Origin of the sequence: Sporolactobacillus sp. Y61 (assembly GCF_040529185.1) — a bacterium.
Taxonomy (GTDB): domain Bacteria; phylum Bacillota; class Bacilli; order Bacillales; family Sporolactobacillaceae; genus Sporolactobacillus.
Genome location: NZ_CP159510.1, coordinates 1 through 15,052 on the forward strand (window position 1 = coordinate 1; position 15,052 = coordinate 15,052).

Genomic DNA, 15,052 nt, shown 5'->3' on the forward strand with positions numbered 1-15,052 from the left:
CGGCAGTCGGCTGCAGCTCGCCGGTTATAATATTTCCGCCTCCAAGCGCTAATGGGAAAAAACAGCCTATGATTCCGGCGAGAAGGAACGGAACCATCGGCCTTGTTTTTAAACGTAACCATTTGGCATTTTTATAAAGCTGCTGCGTTTTTAACAGGATAAAATTATAAAAAGCACCGCAAACCCCAAGAACGACACCAAGAATCAGCAGCAGCCAGTAGCCGCTTAGCGGAACATTGTTTGTCACTTGAAAATGAAAGACAGGCTCCATTCCAAAGAGTAAATTTGTCATCCAATCACTGACAACGGCCGCAGACATCACAGAAAGTAAAATTGTGGGAGAAAAATATTTAAAAATTTCTTCCAATGTAAACATTGTACCTGCCAATGGAGCGTTAAAAGCCGCTGCCAGCCCGGCACTTGCCCGCTGGCAATAAGTATTTTTTTCTCCGTCCGCGATCCCGCATATTTATCGCCGATGCCTTGTGCCACACAGGCGCCCAATTGGATGGAAGGGCCTTCACGTCCCAGTGACAGTCCCGCTGACATGGAAACAACTCCACCAAAAAATTTGCTAATGAGCGTACGGAACCAGTTGTAGTGAAAATACCCCATCATTACGCCTTTTACTTGCGGAATGCCGCTACCGCTGATCATCGGAATTTAGAGATAAGCATCCCGGTAACGTATCCGGCTGCCCCGAGCAGAAGCAGGGCAATCGGCAGGAAGGCAACATGGCTGCTTACAAAATCAGATACCTGTAATGAAAAGGATTCCGCCTTGATGAGAGAAAAGCGGTATGCTGCAACAATCATCCCGGCTAACAAGCCGACCACAATGCTTTTTAATAAAATTGGCAGTTTCTTCGATTCGCGATTGATAAGGGCACGATAATTGTTATCCATTTTTACAAATTCCCCAACTGAAAAAATTTTGTTATCTATTTATATTCGCACGTATTTACTTTACTGAATTGTATTTATTTTTATCAAAGCCAAAAGCCAGATAATCATCACAGTTTAAATCTCGGACAAATGGAGATATTTTTTCTTCTTTGCACGAGTAATTGCAACATATAAAATCCATTAGACCGAGTTCTCCGTCGGGTAGAAGTTATTTACCTAAATGAAGACAGCTATAGAATGAAACACCGAAGCACAATTTTCAAAGAGAAAAGTGTTCAAAATTAATTAGCAAACAGTGTTCAAAATTACTTGACGCTTACAATTTTATCCCTTTGTGGTCACAGATAACTTTTCCAAACTTGCCATCTCTTTCAGCAATGATATCTTCCACTTTTCACATTAATATGTCCATTCCTTTTTCTTTGCATTTAAAAAGCACCCTGATTAGAAGATGCTAAAATTCCTTTTTGTTTCTAGTTATGTTCGTCATCTATTATGTAATCATTTTGTCCCATACACAACCCAATATAGATTGATCAACTTCATCCATAATTTCAGGAGATAGCCTGCCAGCCCCCTCCAGAGAAACAGAATACCTGCTCATTTTCCCATATTCAGATAACCCTTTTTACACAATTATAAGAACTTAACTTAAGAGTCACAGACACTGTCGTAACCTCTATTTCATTGATCTAAATTGCACTTCTTGCATGTCTTTAGAGTTCTGATTATAAATTCCTTTTTCTTTACTATTCATTTTATGTCTAAGATTGGGGTCGTTTTTTCTCTTCATAGCTTGTTTTCTTAGTTCAGCTAATTCTGACTTTATTTTTTCTGAAGGAATTGCCATTTTTTTCTCCCTTTCTTATCACACATACCAACACCAATATAGAATGGTAACAGTTTTATAATTAAATTGCGGATTAAGTTACTTACCTAAAATTTATGGAAACTACTCACAGATCGCGAAACAGGCTGCTGGCAACAAACGGCTATATGCTCATTGTGAAATCATCCATCGTTATTTTTGCTTTTCGAGCTTAACCTTTGTAGTCGTCCCCATAGCAGAAGCTTCATAGCTTAATACACCATTTTGGTATGTCATAGTTTTAGTATCATCACTTGAAGCGAGCAAAGCGTGATCAGTTTTACCATGATCATTTTTTGAAACCCATTCATAAGGTTCATCGACAGTTGATGGAGCGATAAAAGATCCAGCCCAATAAAGCGATTTTGTGTCGCCGTTATCAGTAACCCAGTTAATTTCAATCGTATGACTGCTTATTTTAGCGACTTGATAAGAGTCATCAGATTTACTGTTAGTTTGTTTCCATGTGCCCTTCAAGTCAGGTATTTGCTTTTCAGGGCTTTGCTTTCTGTTGAACTTGAAAGAGAATTGTCGCCGTTGCTCGAGCTTGTCTGTGTAGTGCTGCACCCAGTAAATAGAATTGTAAGCAGAACCACACAAAAGGTTATGCCTGCCAGTTTTTTCATCTATGTTGTCCTCCTTTAGCCTTAACTTATCTAACAGCTTTGTATCGATAGTATATGAGCTCAATAAGCTTACATCTGTACAATCAACTTGGCTTTGATTTTGGAAAATTCCTCATCGCTGATGATTCCTGCGTCAAGCATTTGTTTTGCCTTATGAATTTTCTTCAATACAGAGCTGGATGAAGTTTTGCCTCCCTCTGTAACAATCTCTATATCGGGGGATTGAGTAATGTATTTCCCATCATTTTCACATACTTCCGTAATATCTCACCAATCAGCTTCAAAACCAGCATGAGAATATGAGAAGTAAACTTTGTCTAAAGCATCTGTAAGGCGCATCCCCATGGGGAGAAATGTAGCAAATGTGATTTTGCCTGAAACCACGCCTCCAATAAGAGGAATGACCTTTGAAACACTTTTGGCAAAGACTTTTTTCGTCATCTTTGCACCAAATGACTTGGCAATAGATTGAACTATGCGATAGTAAAATTTCTTTGTCATAGCTTGCTGAGGGACTTTCTTTAGTACTTGATCAGCCAAAGAGGATGAAAGTACTCTTACAGCCTGAGATGCACCCGACGCACCCAGCATAACACCACAATACAGGATCAACTGGTATGTGACCTTTTCTGTATCGAGCTTGTCACCAGACCACAAATCCTCTTCACCATATAAGTAGGTGATTTCTTGTGCCAAACAAGTGCAATTCCTTAAAACTGAAACATATCTGCAGGAATTGTAGCCGCCATTGCAATACCACCAGGGAGTCCGGCAACAAAAGATGCACCAGTAGAAAATGCAGTTCTTTTGTGTATAAGCTTATGGGTTTTTTCGCAATTCACTTCTGGGTCATTTTGCTTCAACAGGACCTTTTTCGATGATTAATTGTAAACGTTCAGGCGATACATCCTTAAATTGTTCTCTTAAAAAGAGATCTCTATCTACCTTTATGCCTGGGATTCAGATTGCCGTACTTATAATATTCACCAAGGAAATACCGCTATTGTTTTCGTATTCCATGTTTTCCAATAATGTTTTTTCCCCCCCCTTTTAATTTATTTCTCATAATATGCTGTGTATTTTTTGCGACGGCTTTTGCTTCTTCTAAATTAAGAATCCCTCTACAAATTTTCTGCTTTTCAAACATTCAAAATTTGAATTCTGTTGTCTCTTGAACAGATCAATTGACTTCTCTGAAAATCTTGCTTTTACAATGTTTATCACATTATCAATCTTCAGTTCAATCCCGATCTTTTTTATAAGTTTCTCGGTCTTCTGCTACGAGCATCCCGTCATATGTCTCGGCATCGGGTGCTTCGTTGCTTGACATCAGGTTGACCTGCTTCATCACGGTGTCAAGTGCAGCCTTTGCCTGTTCCGGCGGATAATGATACTTTTTCAGCAGTCGACGGATATGAATCCGCATCATGGCCTGAGCCTGTTCACGGATGTTGAAATCAATGGTAACATTTTTACGGATCGTGTTGGTCAGTTCTTGCGCAATCTTCTTCAGTGTGTCGTCCGTATAGAATTTACGGACAACCTGATCTTTAGAGAGGGCGTAGTAAAAGGCGATTTCATCCCTGTTTAAGCCAAGTTTGGCTTCATCTGCACCCATTTGCCGGATTTCATTAGCCATTCGGATCAGTTCTTCAATGACTTCAGCATTGGTGATCGATTGATTGCGGTACTTGTTCAGCGATCTCCGCAGCTTCTCCGAGAACAATTCGGATTTGACGAGGTTCGTGCGGCCCATGGTTTTGATCTCACCTTCGAGCAGTTTCTTCAACATTTCCCGGGCAAGATTTCTCGTCTTCATCGTCTTGACTTCCTGCAGAAACTGTTCGTCAAGCAGGGAAATTTCCGGCTGCTTCAGGCCCAGGGTATCAAATACGTCGATTACGTCTTCTGAAATGATTGAACGCTCCAGCATCTGGCTGACACGCTGTTCAATCGTTTTCTTCGCCAGATCGCTTGTATCCCGATGCTTGAGTTTTACCAGGCTGGCTTTTACTGCTTTAAAGAAGCCGACTTCCAGGGCAATCGCCTTGCCCTGTTCTGTGGCCGCGCACAGCCCGTGGGCCTTCCCCAGTTCCGTCGCATACTGAATATAGTCCTTCTGGTCCTTATCACCTTTCCCGAGGATAAAATCCATACCACCGGTAATCGCCCGCAGCCGTTTCACCGGTGATTTTTCAAAATAACCGCTGTAATCGAAGCCATGGAACATGCCTTTGACAATCTCGAACTTTTCTTCCATGACCGCAATGGCCGCCGAGGTATCGATCCCGGTATTCTTCCGGTCACTGTCTGTATATTGATTCAATGCTTTTTTCAGGCTTTCAAGGATCCCGATATAATCGACAACGACGCCGCCTTCCTTATCCTTGAACACGCGATTGACGCGGGCAATCGCCTGCATCAGGTTATGTCCCTTCATCGGTTTATCGATGTACATCGTGTTCAGCGAAGGCACATCAAACCCGGTCAGCCACATATCACGGACAATCACGATTTTCAGCGGATCGTTCACATCCTTCATCCGTTTCGCAAGAATGTCGCGGCGCTGCTTGCCGCCGACGTGCTTCTGCAGCCGTTCATTGTCGGCCGCACTGCCCGTCATGACCACTTTGATTTTTCCCTTATCCACATCATCGCTGTGCCAGTCCGGACGCAGCCTGACAATGGCATCGTACAGATCAACGCAGATGCGCCGGCTCATGCAGACGATCATCGCTTTTCCGGCCATTTCTTTTTCTTTGGCTTCGAAGTGCTGGACAATATCTGCCGCCAGCTTCCTGATCCGGTTCGGCGAGCCGACCACGGCTTCGAGACGGGACCATTTTGCCTTGATCCGCTCCCGTTCGACCTCTTCCTGACCCTCGGTGATCTCGTCAAATTCATCATCCAAGCTCTTAAGCACATCATCATTGGCGTCAAGCTTGATAATCCGGTTTTCATAATAAATTTTAACCGTTGCCTTATCCTCTACCGAACGGGTCATATCGTAAATATCTATGTAATTACCGAAAACAGCCGGCGTCGATTTATCTTCAAACTCAATCGGCGTCCCGGTAAAACCGATATAGGAAGCGTTCGGCAGGGCATCACGCATATACTTGGCGTAACCGAACTTCACGTTTCCGGTTTTCAGGTTCGTCTTCGCTTCGAGACCATACTGACTGCGATGGGCTTCATCAGCAATAATAATCACATTACGCCGGTCGGTTAACACCGGCATCCCGCCATCCTCCGGTTTGAACTTCTGAATGGTTGTGAAAATGATTCCGCCGGACACGCGGTCGTTGAGCAGGTCGTAGAGTCCGTTCACCTCGTGCGTATTCTCGCCGGTCTGAGCCTTCTTCTGCTCCTCACTTAACTTGCGGACATTGGCCTGTCTGGGTTCCTGTCTCAGGATCTCCTGAGATTTGGCGAACGTTGTGTAGAGCTGATCATCAAGATCATTACGGTCGGTGATCACGACAATGGTTGGATTATTCAGTTGCCGGACCAGTGCTGCCGCATAGAAGACCATCGTAAAACTTTTCCCGGATCCCTGAGTATGCCAGACGACCCCAATCTTCCGGTTTCCTGTAGCGCTGGTGGCGATCTTTGTCTTCTCAATCGCTTTCTTCACGGCAAAATATTGATGATATGCTGCCAAAATCTTAATCAGCGATTTTTTAGCACCGAGCTTCTTTCCGCTGCGATCGTAATTTTCTGAACTGGACGTCTGAAAAAGAATGAAGTGCGTGATGATATCCAGAAGACGTGACGGGCTCAGCATGCCGCGAAACAGTGTTTCATACTGCGGGACCGACAGCGGTTCCACATGCTGACCATCGGCGCTGCGCCAGTTCATGAACCGTTCCAGATTGGAAGTGATGGTCCCCGCCCTGGCATTGATCCCGTCGGAAATAATGCAGAAGGCATTGTAATTGAACAGATCCTCAATGTCCTTTTTATAGGTCTGAATCTGGTTGTAGGCATTTTCAATTCCAACATTGTCATCGGAAGCGGATTTCAATTCAACGACAACCAGCGGTAAACCGTTGATGAATAAAATCAGATCCGGCCGCCTTTTTTCCAATCCAAGAATGGTAAACTGATTGACGACCAGAAAATCATTCCGTTCAGGTTGCGCGACATCGATAAGATAGACGCGTTTCGTCCGGATCAGGCCGTGTTCCTTAAAGGAAACTTCAATCCCCTCGGTCAGCAGCTGATGAAAATAGTGGTTATTCTCAGCCAGTGATGGATTATTGAACGTGATCACCTGACGCCAGGCATCATCCAGCGCTTCACGCGGGATCTCCGGATTGATCCGAAACAGTGCATCTCTGAGTCGATTCTCAAGAAGAACCCCTTTGTAATCTTCACGTTCCGGACTCCTGCCATCGCAGGCAATGTCCGGCCCCGACTGATACTCATAACCCAGTTCCTGGCAAATTTCAATACATGCCTTCTCCAGAACATCTTCTGTAAAATTATCCGCCGCACTCATAGGTATTTCCCTCCTGTCTCAGTTTTACTTAAACAGCTTTTTCAGTAGAGAAAAAATATTAAACGTCGTCCGATGATACACCTTGTTATACACGTACTTCTTCGGATTCCGCGCCCAGCCGTAACCCTTTGGCATCTTCAGCCCCGCCCGCTGGACAATCTGGCGCTTCATGCTTGTCCGGGCAGCAATCCGTTTCCGTAAACTCGGTTTCCGTATCCCGAATTTCATTGTGTTACGCCTCTTTTTTGACAGTTGAATTGATCACAATCTGTCTCTTAATCAAATGATCATCAAATTAGAAAATATTGGTAATAAATATTACGATAAACAGTAATTTATCTGACCATCTGTTCCGTTGGCACCCGAATCTCACCAGACATCAGTTTGGGGAGGAGAGTGTCCCTGACTGATTCTAGAATTTTATTTTGATTACTCAAAGCCAGAATATGTTCAAATATGGGATGCACTATACAGTCAAAATTTTTTATTATGCTATCTGGTGCATTTACAAGTTTAAAGGTATTGAAATCCTTTACATTTATTGCACTAAACACAGCACCACTTGCATTGTTAATAATTTTTTTTATTATGCTCCTTAAAGAAAACAACATATAGTATTGTCTATCATTCTTATGCCATATAGCGTAACACGATTGATTCATAGCCATGTTTCTACTTGCCAGATTTAATTTGCCTACAGTTCCACGAGCAGTGATAAAAATTGTGTCCTTTCCATATAATCTACTGTTACACTTTTCAAGTCCCTCTTTTGTTATTAATTTTTCAGTATCTAAAGTATAGCAACCGTTTCTTGCATCCTTCGGTGTAAAAAAGGGAATGTTACCATCCCAATATCGCTTAATTTTTGTCTTAGGGGTCCCTCCACTAAGGATATCTGCAATTTCAGAAACTGAGACAACTTCCCATCCTTCAGGTATCCTCCCCAGTTCACTCTCAATCATCTTCCCGCCGCTGGATTTGTATGGGTTACCGTTCTCATCTGGAAATTCAAAATCCACAAACCAGTGCTTGAAGATGGCCTGAGCCATCTCTTCTAAATTCTGATTTCCCTAAAAGAATTAAAAAATCTTGTAACTACTTTTATCATGGCCTTTATGACCCGTTTTAACAAGTACAAATTCTGATTTATCCTGGTATTTAGCTCAATCTTGTCATCTAAGAGTGACAACATTCGAGCAATTACATTTTGTTCTTCTATTGGAGGTAGCGGTATTTCAAATTCTTTTAAAACTTTCCCAGAAATTTCTTTAAATGTTGAGCCACCTGCAATATTTTCTAACTGACGTCTTTTTACTATTAGAAGATAATAAAGAAAATAATTATTGATCTTTTCTTTGTTGCAAATGATACTCTTAAATCCCTGATTCGTGCACAGTTCTTTTCCTGCAATGGCAAGATAACCAATGGGTGCTCGTGAGCTAAATAAAACTGTCCCTTTTGGTAATAACTTTGCAGAAGAATTGCATAAGCCTTTATTAGTGATTTTGCGATGGCCTGTACAAATAAGCCGCCTGTTGTAATTGGACAAATCTTTAGGAGTTATCCAAGATATGTCCCCATTCCAATATTCATCAACAGTCTTTTTTGGAGTACCACCACCTACAACATCACCTATATCGCATATTGAAGTTACAATCCATTTTGTTGGGATCTTACCTATTTTTGTTTTTTCAAACTCCATGATTATTCACTCCAAATACTTATCAGCCTACCCGATATATTTCCTATGTGCATTTTTCACATTTATCTGATTTACCATCGCATATTGCAGCGTTGTATCAATACGCTGATGACCTAACAAGTGCTGCACTTGTTCGATTGGCATGCCCTTGTCGATAGCAGCTGTTGCCAGGGTTCGCCTGAATTTATGCGGATAAACTCTTTCATTACTTACGGTTTTCCCGATCTTTTTTAATCTGGCTTCGACTCCTCCGATTTTCAAACGATAATGCGGAGCATTCAACGAGACAAACAATGCAGGATTCCGATCATGTCTCTCATTAAGATAGTGCATCAGATGTATTTTTGTACGTGCATCAAAATAAACTAAACGTTCCTTGTTTCCCTTACCAAAAACGACACATTCACGCTCCTGAAAGTTAATATCCGCTTTGTTGAGTTTAACCAGCTCTCCAACCCGCATACCGGTGGAAGTGAGCATGTCAATTAAAGCGAGGTCTCTTGTTTGAACGCAGGAATCCCTCATCTTTTCCAGCATTTCATCTGAATAAGTATCTTTGACCACTTTGTTCGTCTTCACCTTATGAATTCTTCGCACCGGGCTCTTCATAATTAATTCCTCATCTTCCAGCCAAGAAAAGAAACTGGAAAAAATCCTTCTGATATTATCGATTGTAACTTTGCTGACCTTTCGTTTATCATGATAATTCGCCAAATATTTTCTTATATCTTCAGTTGTAATGCGTGTAATATCTTTATCTAATGATGAAAGCAGTCGTTCAATCGTCTTATGATAATACTCAAGAGATTGACTTGAACAACCCTCCACCTTTTTTGAAGAAAGAAAGCTGTTCAGCCTGTCCGTATTTGAAGAAACAAAATCACTTGTTTCATTTACTTCTTCGACCTCGATTGAAATTCCTGAAAAACTTACTGTCAACACGTCCTTCAGCTTCTGCAGCTGGTAATTATCGAGATAAGGTATCATCTTATTCAGAACGTCGCTTATAATTTCTTTTTTCATGATTTCCTCCATTATCTTATGTATTTTCTATCATTTTATCTTGAAAACACACAATTCAGGAGAAAAACAGTAATTTATCTGACCTTTTGTTCCATCGGTACCCGAATCTCACCGGACATCAGTTTGGGGAGGAGAGTGTCCCTGATTTTAGCAAGTTTCATGTTTTCTTCACCATTAACCTGGATCTTCCTGAACAGGCACTGAGCGATTATTCTAAAATCAAAGATAATATTATCTAATGGGATCAACGTTTTATAACTATTTATTAAGGTTCTAATATCCAAATTCTTTATCCCTGTAGTTCCATTCTCATAGAGAAAGAATACTCCTTGATCATATAAAGTCTTCCAGTAAAGATAGAAATATTCCATATAGTTGGGATCTCTCAAGGTTATCGCTCTACAAAAATTAGTGCAAACTAGACCAAATGAAAACTTACGTAGAATCTCATTGCTCACATATGTAATTCTTCCTGTTGATTGAGTAGGACTTCCACCTGAAATTTCTATTACCAAATTACCAGGCTTTAGTTCTTTCTTCTTATAATTTTTCTCAAGGATGTATCTAACAGGCAAACTTCCCATGTTACCCTTCTTTATTTCTAAGATATCTGCTCCTCTTAGGATATTTACTCTCCGTATATAGTTTCCTTGCTGGTTGGGCTTGCCCCAATCTCCTCCTATAATATCTTCTATAAAATTGCTAAAGTGTCCTACTTTCCAACCTTTAGGAATCATCCCTAGTTCACTCTCAACCATCTCCCCGCCGCTGGATTTGTATGGGTTACCGTTTTCATCTGGAAATTCAAAATCCACAAACCAGTGCTTGAAAATGGCCTGAGCCATTGCTTCTAAATTCTGATTTATATTAGAGTTGATCTCTATCTTTCTGTCAATGTTGGTTAGAATCCAAGAGATTTGCTTTTGTTCATTCAATGGTGGGATGGGAACTGGCACTTTCTTAAGTGATGTGGATGCTCTAGCTATAGCTGGTACTCCTACTTGAGATTTATTCATCAATAAAAAGTATTGGCCAAGTGGTGAATTTAAATAGTAATATAAAAATTTATTATCAATTTTATTACTATCACAAGTTAATTTCATCCCGCTCTGAGAAACTATATATACTGGGAATTTAGTTTTTTTCGGAATAAATCCAACTTGCCCAAGAGTACCCCTATGAGTTATAACTATATCTCCACTTTTTACCCAACTTGATTTGAGTGTAATTGCTTTCTCTTCAGTAACAAATACGAAATCATTATCCCAGAATTTGAATGGTCTCAAATTATTGCCCCTGATTATTGGTATTCCATGATTAACAAAAGAACTTTTTTTTAATTTCGAACCAAATGGTCCCATTGAAATTGCATGTCTATCCGCTGATTTCAAATGGTCTATGATTTCTACCGACCAATCGCTAGGAATGCTACCTACTTTTGTCTTTTTAAATCTCATACCCAATCCCCCTCAGATTCTTCTTAACCTCTTCTTCAAGTTTATGAGATTGGTTAAACAAGTCACTAAGTTCACTGGTTAACTGATTCATTTTCTGGTCAAAGGGAATGCCGTCGTCTTTTTCCTCTTCAATACCGACGTAGCGACCGGGCGTCAGAATATAGTCATTTTCTTTGACGTCATCGAGGGTCGCCGATTTGCAGAAACCTTTGACGTCTTCATATTTTCCGTCACGGTTGCGCCACTGATGGTAAGTGCCCGCAATTTTATCAATGTCCTCCTGACTGAGTTCCCGGTGACGACGGTCAATCATACTGCCGAAATGTCGGGCATCAAGGAACAGAAATTCGTGTGAGCGGTCCCGCTGCACGGCATTGCCTTTTTTATTCCGATTGAGAATCCAGAGAGAAACCGGGATGCTGACGGAATAGAACAACTTGTCCGGCATGGCAACGATAGCGTCGACCAGATCGGCTTCCAGCAGATTCTTTCGGATTTCACCTTCGTTGGATGTGTTTGTGCTGAGTGAACCGTTGGCCAGGACCACGCCAGCCGCGCCGCGTGGCGACAGATGATAAATAATGTGCTCCAGCCAGGCATAGTTGGCATTCCCATGCGGCGGAATCCCGTAAGCCCAGCGGACGTCTTCAGTCAGCTGATCGCCGCCCCAGTCACTGATATTGAACGGCGGATTGGCCAGAACAAAATCGGCCTTGAGATTTTTATGAAGATCGTTGTGGAACGTGTCCGCCTGATAGGGACCGATATCTCCGGACAAGCCGCGGATCGCCAGGTTCATTTTGCAGATCTTCCAGGTGGTTGCGTTCAGTTCCTGTCCGTAGATGGCCAGATCAGCCAGACGCCCCTTGTGCCTTGCAACAAACTTACTGCTCTGAACAAACATTCCGCCCGACCCGCAGCATGGATCGTACACCCGCCCTCTGTAAGGTTCAATCATCGAGACCAGCGTCTGAACGACACCGGTCGGCGTATAGAATTCACCACCGCCTTTGCCTTCCGCTTCAGCGAACTTGCCCAGAAAATATTCATAAACACGGCCGAGCAAATCCTGTTCGCCGGTGGTATAAAGCTTGATGGTCGAAACCAGATCAACCAGTTCGCCGAGCCGCCGTTTATCAATTTCCTGGCGCGCATACCGCTTTTCCAGCACATTTTTCAGACTGTCGTTATCCTTCTCAATCAGGATCATCGCGTCGTCAATGATCTGTCCGATTTTCTCACTTCTCGCATGGTCACGGATATGCTCCCAGCGGGCTTCCTTTGGCACCCAGAAAATGTTATATGCCAGGTATTCATCGCGCTCTTCTTCAAACCCAGCCCCTTCGGCAACCAGTTCCTGATATTTCATTTCGAATTTATCCGATATGTACTTTAAAAAGATCAGGCCGAGTACAACATGCTTGTATTCGCTGGCATCCATGCTGCCGCGCAGCTTGTCCGCCGCTTTCCACAATTTTTCTTCAAATCCGATATTTGCTGTCGATTCCGCCATTTTTCTCTCTCCTCAGAAATTGTAATCATCAAGCACTTCAAACAATGCGGCTTCGAATTCTTCCTGTTCCGGTCCGGTTGTAATATCACCGGGCAGAACGTTCAGGTAATGGGCCAGACCCTGAATGGTTTTTTGTAAAATGATTTCTGATCCGGCCTTCTCCAGCAAGGCCATCATAATCCGGTAGGTATCCATGTAGGGATGTTTATCCACCTGTTCCAGGGAGGCTTTGAATCGCTCAATCAGTTGCTCCTTCTCAATACTTCGTTCAATCCTGTTGATTTCTTCCCTGTCATAGACTGGGACAGACTCCAGCTTCTGTGCACTGCGACTGAGTACCTGCTCATGGCGTTCAATGATCGGCTTCAGTTCTGCCTTCAGCTTTTCCTTCTGAATCTCAAGTTTATCAATTTCAGTCAGCTCTTTTGAGAAGTAGTCCCGATTGATATGAAAAAGCTGCTCCAGAGTTGGCAAATACTTCTTCGGGATATTCTGTTTGCCTTTCAGCCACAGATTAATATTTTGTTTCTTAATCCCCAGCCGGTCGGCCAGTTCAAGCTGCTGCATGTTGTAGAGCCCAAGAACATACTCCAAACCGATCAATTCATCACCACCCGTTCGGGCATTACCAATTGTCTCGGTCAATAATATTTTAAATCCGCTTATTGACTGAGTCAATATTTTCTGCTATTTTTGTGTTGTGAGCCACACGATGTATTTCACAACTGCCTCCCGGATCCCAAAACCAGCCAGTTGCCCTGTGATATACAAGCATGGTTACTAACTCTATTATGGTCAAAACAGGAAGAAGTCTCAATATCGCCGGCATGACTTTTTTCTGATTCATGGTCTCAATAGGCGTTAAACCTTGCTCAACGGGTTGCCGCTTCCTGACCAGGGGACACCGGGACGCGAAAAATGGAGGGATGTTCATGCAGCTGACCCTGGTTCCCGTTCCATATGTGCAGACAAAAAAAGGGCTTACCGCCCAGTCAAAGGTGAACATACTGAAAACGATTGAGCACATGGACGAGGAGATTGAACGTTTGAAAGAATCAAAACTGGCGCTTGATGAAGCAAAACGGATTGTGTTAACAGAGCAACTGAAAGGCATGAAAATGGCACTTGAGTTAACCGGTTATACGTTAATGTATCGATAAATTATGACATTGGAGGCGTTTTTATGAAGAAGTTATGGTTTCTGCCACTGGCATTTATTCTTGTTTTTTCACTGAGTGCATGCACTGAGGATGTATCGGTTGGAAGCAGCTCATCAGATTCCAGTGCGGCTTCCAGCAGTAAAGCCCCGAAAGAAAAAATCCATAAGCAGGCGAAGCTCAATTTTTCCAACACTTCTGCGCAGCAAACGACAAAAGTAGATTCAGCCGAGATCAGGGATGTGACCGATCTCAATCTGGTTGACAATGAATTTGATCAAGTGAAATATGCGCTGCTTGTCCACATGAGCGTATCGAACAAGGCACCGGATGCGGCATCCACTTACCCCTCTCAGGGACATGTCGTACTTGCTGATGGGACGCAAATTGAAGGACTCGTTGGCGCCGACGTGAATATTGATGATGCCTTCAAAGATGGAGAAATTGCCAATGGAGCAACTGTATCCGGTTACGTGGTTTTTCCGTTAAAAGAAGACCAGGCTGAGAAATTTACGAAAGGCTCATTCAAATTCAGTGTTTTAGCCGGGGACGAAATGTTTACAGAGAAAAACTACACCGTTGATATGGCATTCTAATTCTGGGGGGAACTGCATTGAAAAAGAAGTTAAAGTTAAATATCTTTACAGGAATTGCTGATATCATTATGGCCTTCCTGATCATGATTTCCTGGTTTGCCGTCTTCTTTGCGGCAGTAGGAGACGCAGCGACAGGAACGCAGGCAACCGGAGGAGTCGGTACCTTCTTCTACGTTTGTGCCGGAATTACGCTGATCTTGCATATCATTGCCTTAGTGAAATCAAAAAAAGCCGGCATCTCTATTGTCGGCCACGTGCTCGGAATTGTCGGCATGGGCTGTTTTCTGATCACCATGTTTCTCGCTCTCCCGGCATTTGTCCTGGCGATCCTGGCGGCTATTTTTACCCTGTTACAAAAAAATGTGGATTCATCCGACAGTCTAAGCAAATAAAGCAAAAGCCCTGTGTGCAGGGCTTTTTGTCGTATACCCGTTTTCCGTTTCATGCGGTGGGACGGCCCGCGTGTTCTTCGGAATGATCGTGCGGTAGTTTCTGCAGCTTTGGTCATAACAAAGACAACGACGTAAACAAGGAAAGTAATCTGGGATACTCTTATCGGTTGGGGATCCGGTTAAGCGCCTGATCAGATGCATAGACGGAAAAATTCCGCTTACGTTAGTCATTAAATTTAAGAATAGCTAAGATAGACGGAGAGATTCCGCCTATTGACTCAGAAACCGGGAAAATGGAGCTTGTTGCCT

General features: G+C 42.6%; 16 protein-coding genes and 2 pseudogenes. 4 read left to right on the plus strand and 14 right to left on the minus strand.

The window, feature by feature from the left end:
* Positions 1-91 precede the first annotated feature (91 nt).
* A pseudogene (locus tag ABNN70_RS00005) lies at positions 92-657 on the minus strand (chloride channel protein); the annotation flags it as partial.
* Positions 654-905, minus strand: coding sequence for a hypothetical protein (locus ABNN70_RS00010; RefSeq protein WP_353948318.1), 252 nt, complete (start codon positions 903-905; stop codon positions 654-656). The pseudogene ABNN70_RS00005 and the gene ABNN70_RS00010, both read right to left, overlap by 4 nt.
* Positions 906-1,085: 180 nt before the next feature.
* On the opposite strand from ABNN70_RS00010, the pseudogene ABNN70_RS00015 reads away from it, so the two are divergent.
* Positions 1,086-1,190 (plus strand): annotated as a pseudogene (locus ABNN70_RS00015) (ATP-binding protein); the annotation flags it as partial.
* Positions 1,191-1,584: 394 nt separating this feature from the next.
* Here ABNN70_RS00015 and ABNN70_RS00020 read toward each other — a convergent pair.
* The 12 genes from ABNN70_RS00020 to ABNN70_RS00075 form a co-directional block, all read right to left on the minus strand.
* Positions 1,585-1,755, minus strand: coding sequence for a hypothetical protein (locus ABNN70_RS00020; RefSeq protein WP_353948319.1), 171 nt, complete (start codon positions 1,753-1,755; stop codon positions 1,585-1,587).
* 171 nt (positions 1,756-1,926) lie between these two features.
* A complete protein-coding gene (locus ABNN70_RS00025) occupies positions 1,927-2,463 on the minus strand; it encodes a hypothetical protein (RefSeq protein WP_353948320.1) in 537 nt (178 codons plus the stop codon).
* Between the two features lie 5 nt (positions 2,464-2,468).
* On the minus strand, positions 2,469-2,567 hold the full coding sequence (locus tag ABNN70_RS00030; RefSeq protein ID WP_353948321.1) for an SHOCT domain-containing protein: 99 nt from the start codon (positions 2,565-2,567) through the stop codon (positions 2,469-2,471).
* A 99-nt stretch (positions 2,568-2,666) separates the two neighbouring features.
* Positions 2,667-3,095, minus strand: a complete 429-nt coding sequence (locus tag ABNN70_RS00035) for a hypothetical protein (RefSeq protein WP_353948322.1) — start codon at positions 3,093-3,095, stop codon at positions 2,667-2,669.
* 544 nt (positions 3,096-3,639) lie between these two features.
* Positions 3,640-6,903 carry a type I restriction endonuclease subunit R gene (locus ABNN70_RS00040; protein WP_353948323.1) on the minus strand — a complete coding sequence of 1,088 codons (3,264 nt, stop codon included), beginning with the start codon at positions 6,901-6,903 and terminating at the stop codon, positions 3,640-3,642.
* A gap of 24 nt (positions 6,904-6,927) precedes the next feature.
* Positions 6,928-7,131, minus strand: coding sequence for a hypothetical protein (locus tag ABNN70_RS00045; protein WP_353948324.1), 204 nt, complete (start codon positions 7,129-7,131; stop codon positions 6,928-6,930).
* 107 nt (positions 7,132-7,238) lie between these two features.
* Positions 7,239-7,952, minus strand: a complete 714-nt coding sequence (locus ABNN70_RS00050; RefSeq protein WP_353948325.1) for a restriction endonuclease subunit S — start codon at positions 7,950-7,952, stop codon at positions 7,239-7,241.
* 5 nt (positions 7,953-7,957) lie between these two features.
* On the minus strand, positions 7,958-8,605 hold the full coding sequence (locus ABNN70_RS00055) for a restriction endonuclease subunit S (protein WP_353948326.1): 648 nt from the start codon (positions 8,603-8,605) through the stop codon (positions 7,958-7,960).
* Positions 8,606-8,632: 27 nt separating this feature from the next.
* Positions 8,633-9,628 (minus strand): site-specific tyrosine recombinase/integron integrase, encoded by a 996-nt coding sequence (gene xerA / locus ABNN70_RS00060; protein ID WP_353948327.1) that lies wholly within the window; start codon positions 9,626-9,628, stop codon positions 8,633-8,635.
* Between the two features lie 74 nt (positions 9,629-9,702).
* Positions 9,703-11,085, minus strand: a complete 1,383-nt coding sequence (locus ABNN70_RS00065; protein WP_353948328.1) for a restriction endonuclease subunit S — start codon at positions 11,083-11,085, stop codon at positions 9,703-9,705.
* On the minus strand, positions 11,075-12,598 hold the full coding sequence (locus ABNN70_RS00070) for a class I SAM-dependent DNA methyltransferase (RefSeq protein ID WP_353948329.1): 1,524 nt from the start codon (positions 12,596-12,598) through the stop codon (positions 11,075-11,077). The genes ABNN70_RS00065 and ABNN70_RS00070 overlap by 11 nt, the downstream gene beginning before the upstream one ends.
* Before the next feature lie 12 nt (positions 12,599-12,610).
* Positions 12,611-13,243: a YdaS family helix-turn-helix protein gene (locus ABNN70_RS00075; RefSeq protein WP_240697298.1), complete on the minus strand. Its 633-nt coding sequence runs from the start codon at positions 13,241-13,243 to the stop codon at positions 12,611-12,613.
* 287 nt (positions 13,244-13,530) lie between these two features.
* Between ABNN70_RS00075 and ABNN70_RS00080 the strand changes: the two genes are divergently transcribed.
* From ABNN70_RS00080 to ABNN70_RS00090, 3 genes are read left to right on the plus strand one after another with little or no spacing between them, the layout of a single operon-like run.
* Complete coding sequence (locus ABNN70_RS00080; RefSeq protein ID WP_129929457.1) at positions 13,531-13,758, plus strand: hypothetical protein; 228 nt, start codon at positions 13,531-13,533, stop codon at positions 13,756-13,758.
* A 23-nt stretch (positions 13,759-13,781) separates the two neighbouring features.
* The gene (locus tag ABNN70_RS00085; RefSeq protein WP_129929458.1) at positions 13,782-14,351 is read left to right on the plus strand and encodes a DUF4352 domain-containing protein; all 570 of its coding nucleotides are present in this window, start codon (positions 13,782-13,784) and stop codon (positions 14,349-14,351) included.
* 17 nt (positions 14,352-14,368) lie between these two features.
* Positions 14,369-14,743 carry a transporter gene (locus ABNN70_RS00090; protein ID WP_353948330.1) on the plus strand — a complete coding sequence of 125 codons (375 nt, stop codon included), beginning with the start codon at positions 14,369-14,371 and terminating at the stop codon, positions 14,741-14,743.
* The last annotated feature ends 309 nt before the right edge of the window (positions 14,744-15,052 follow it).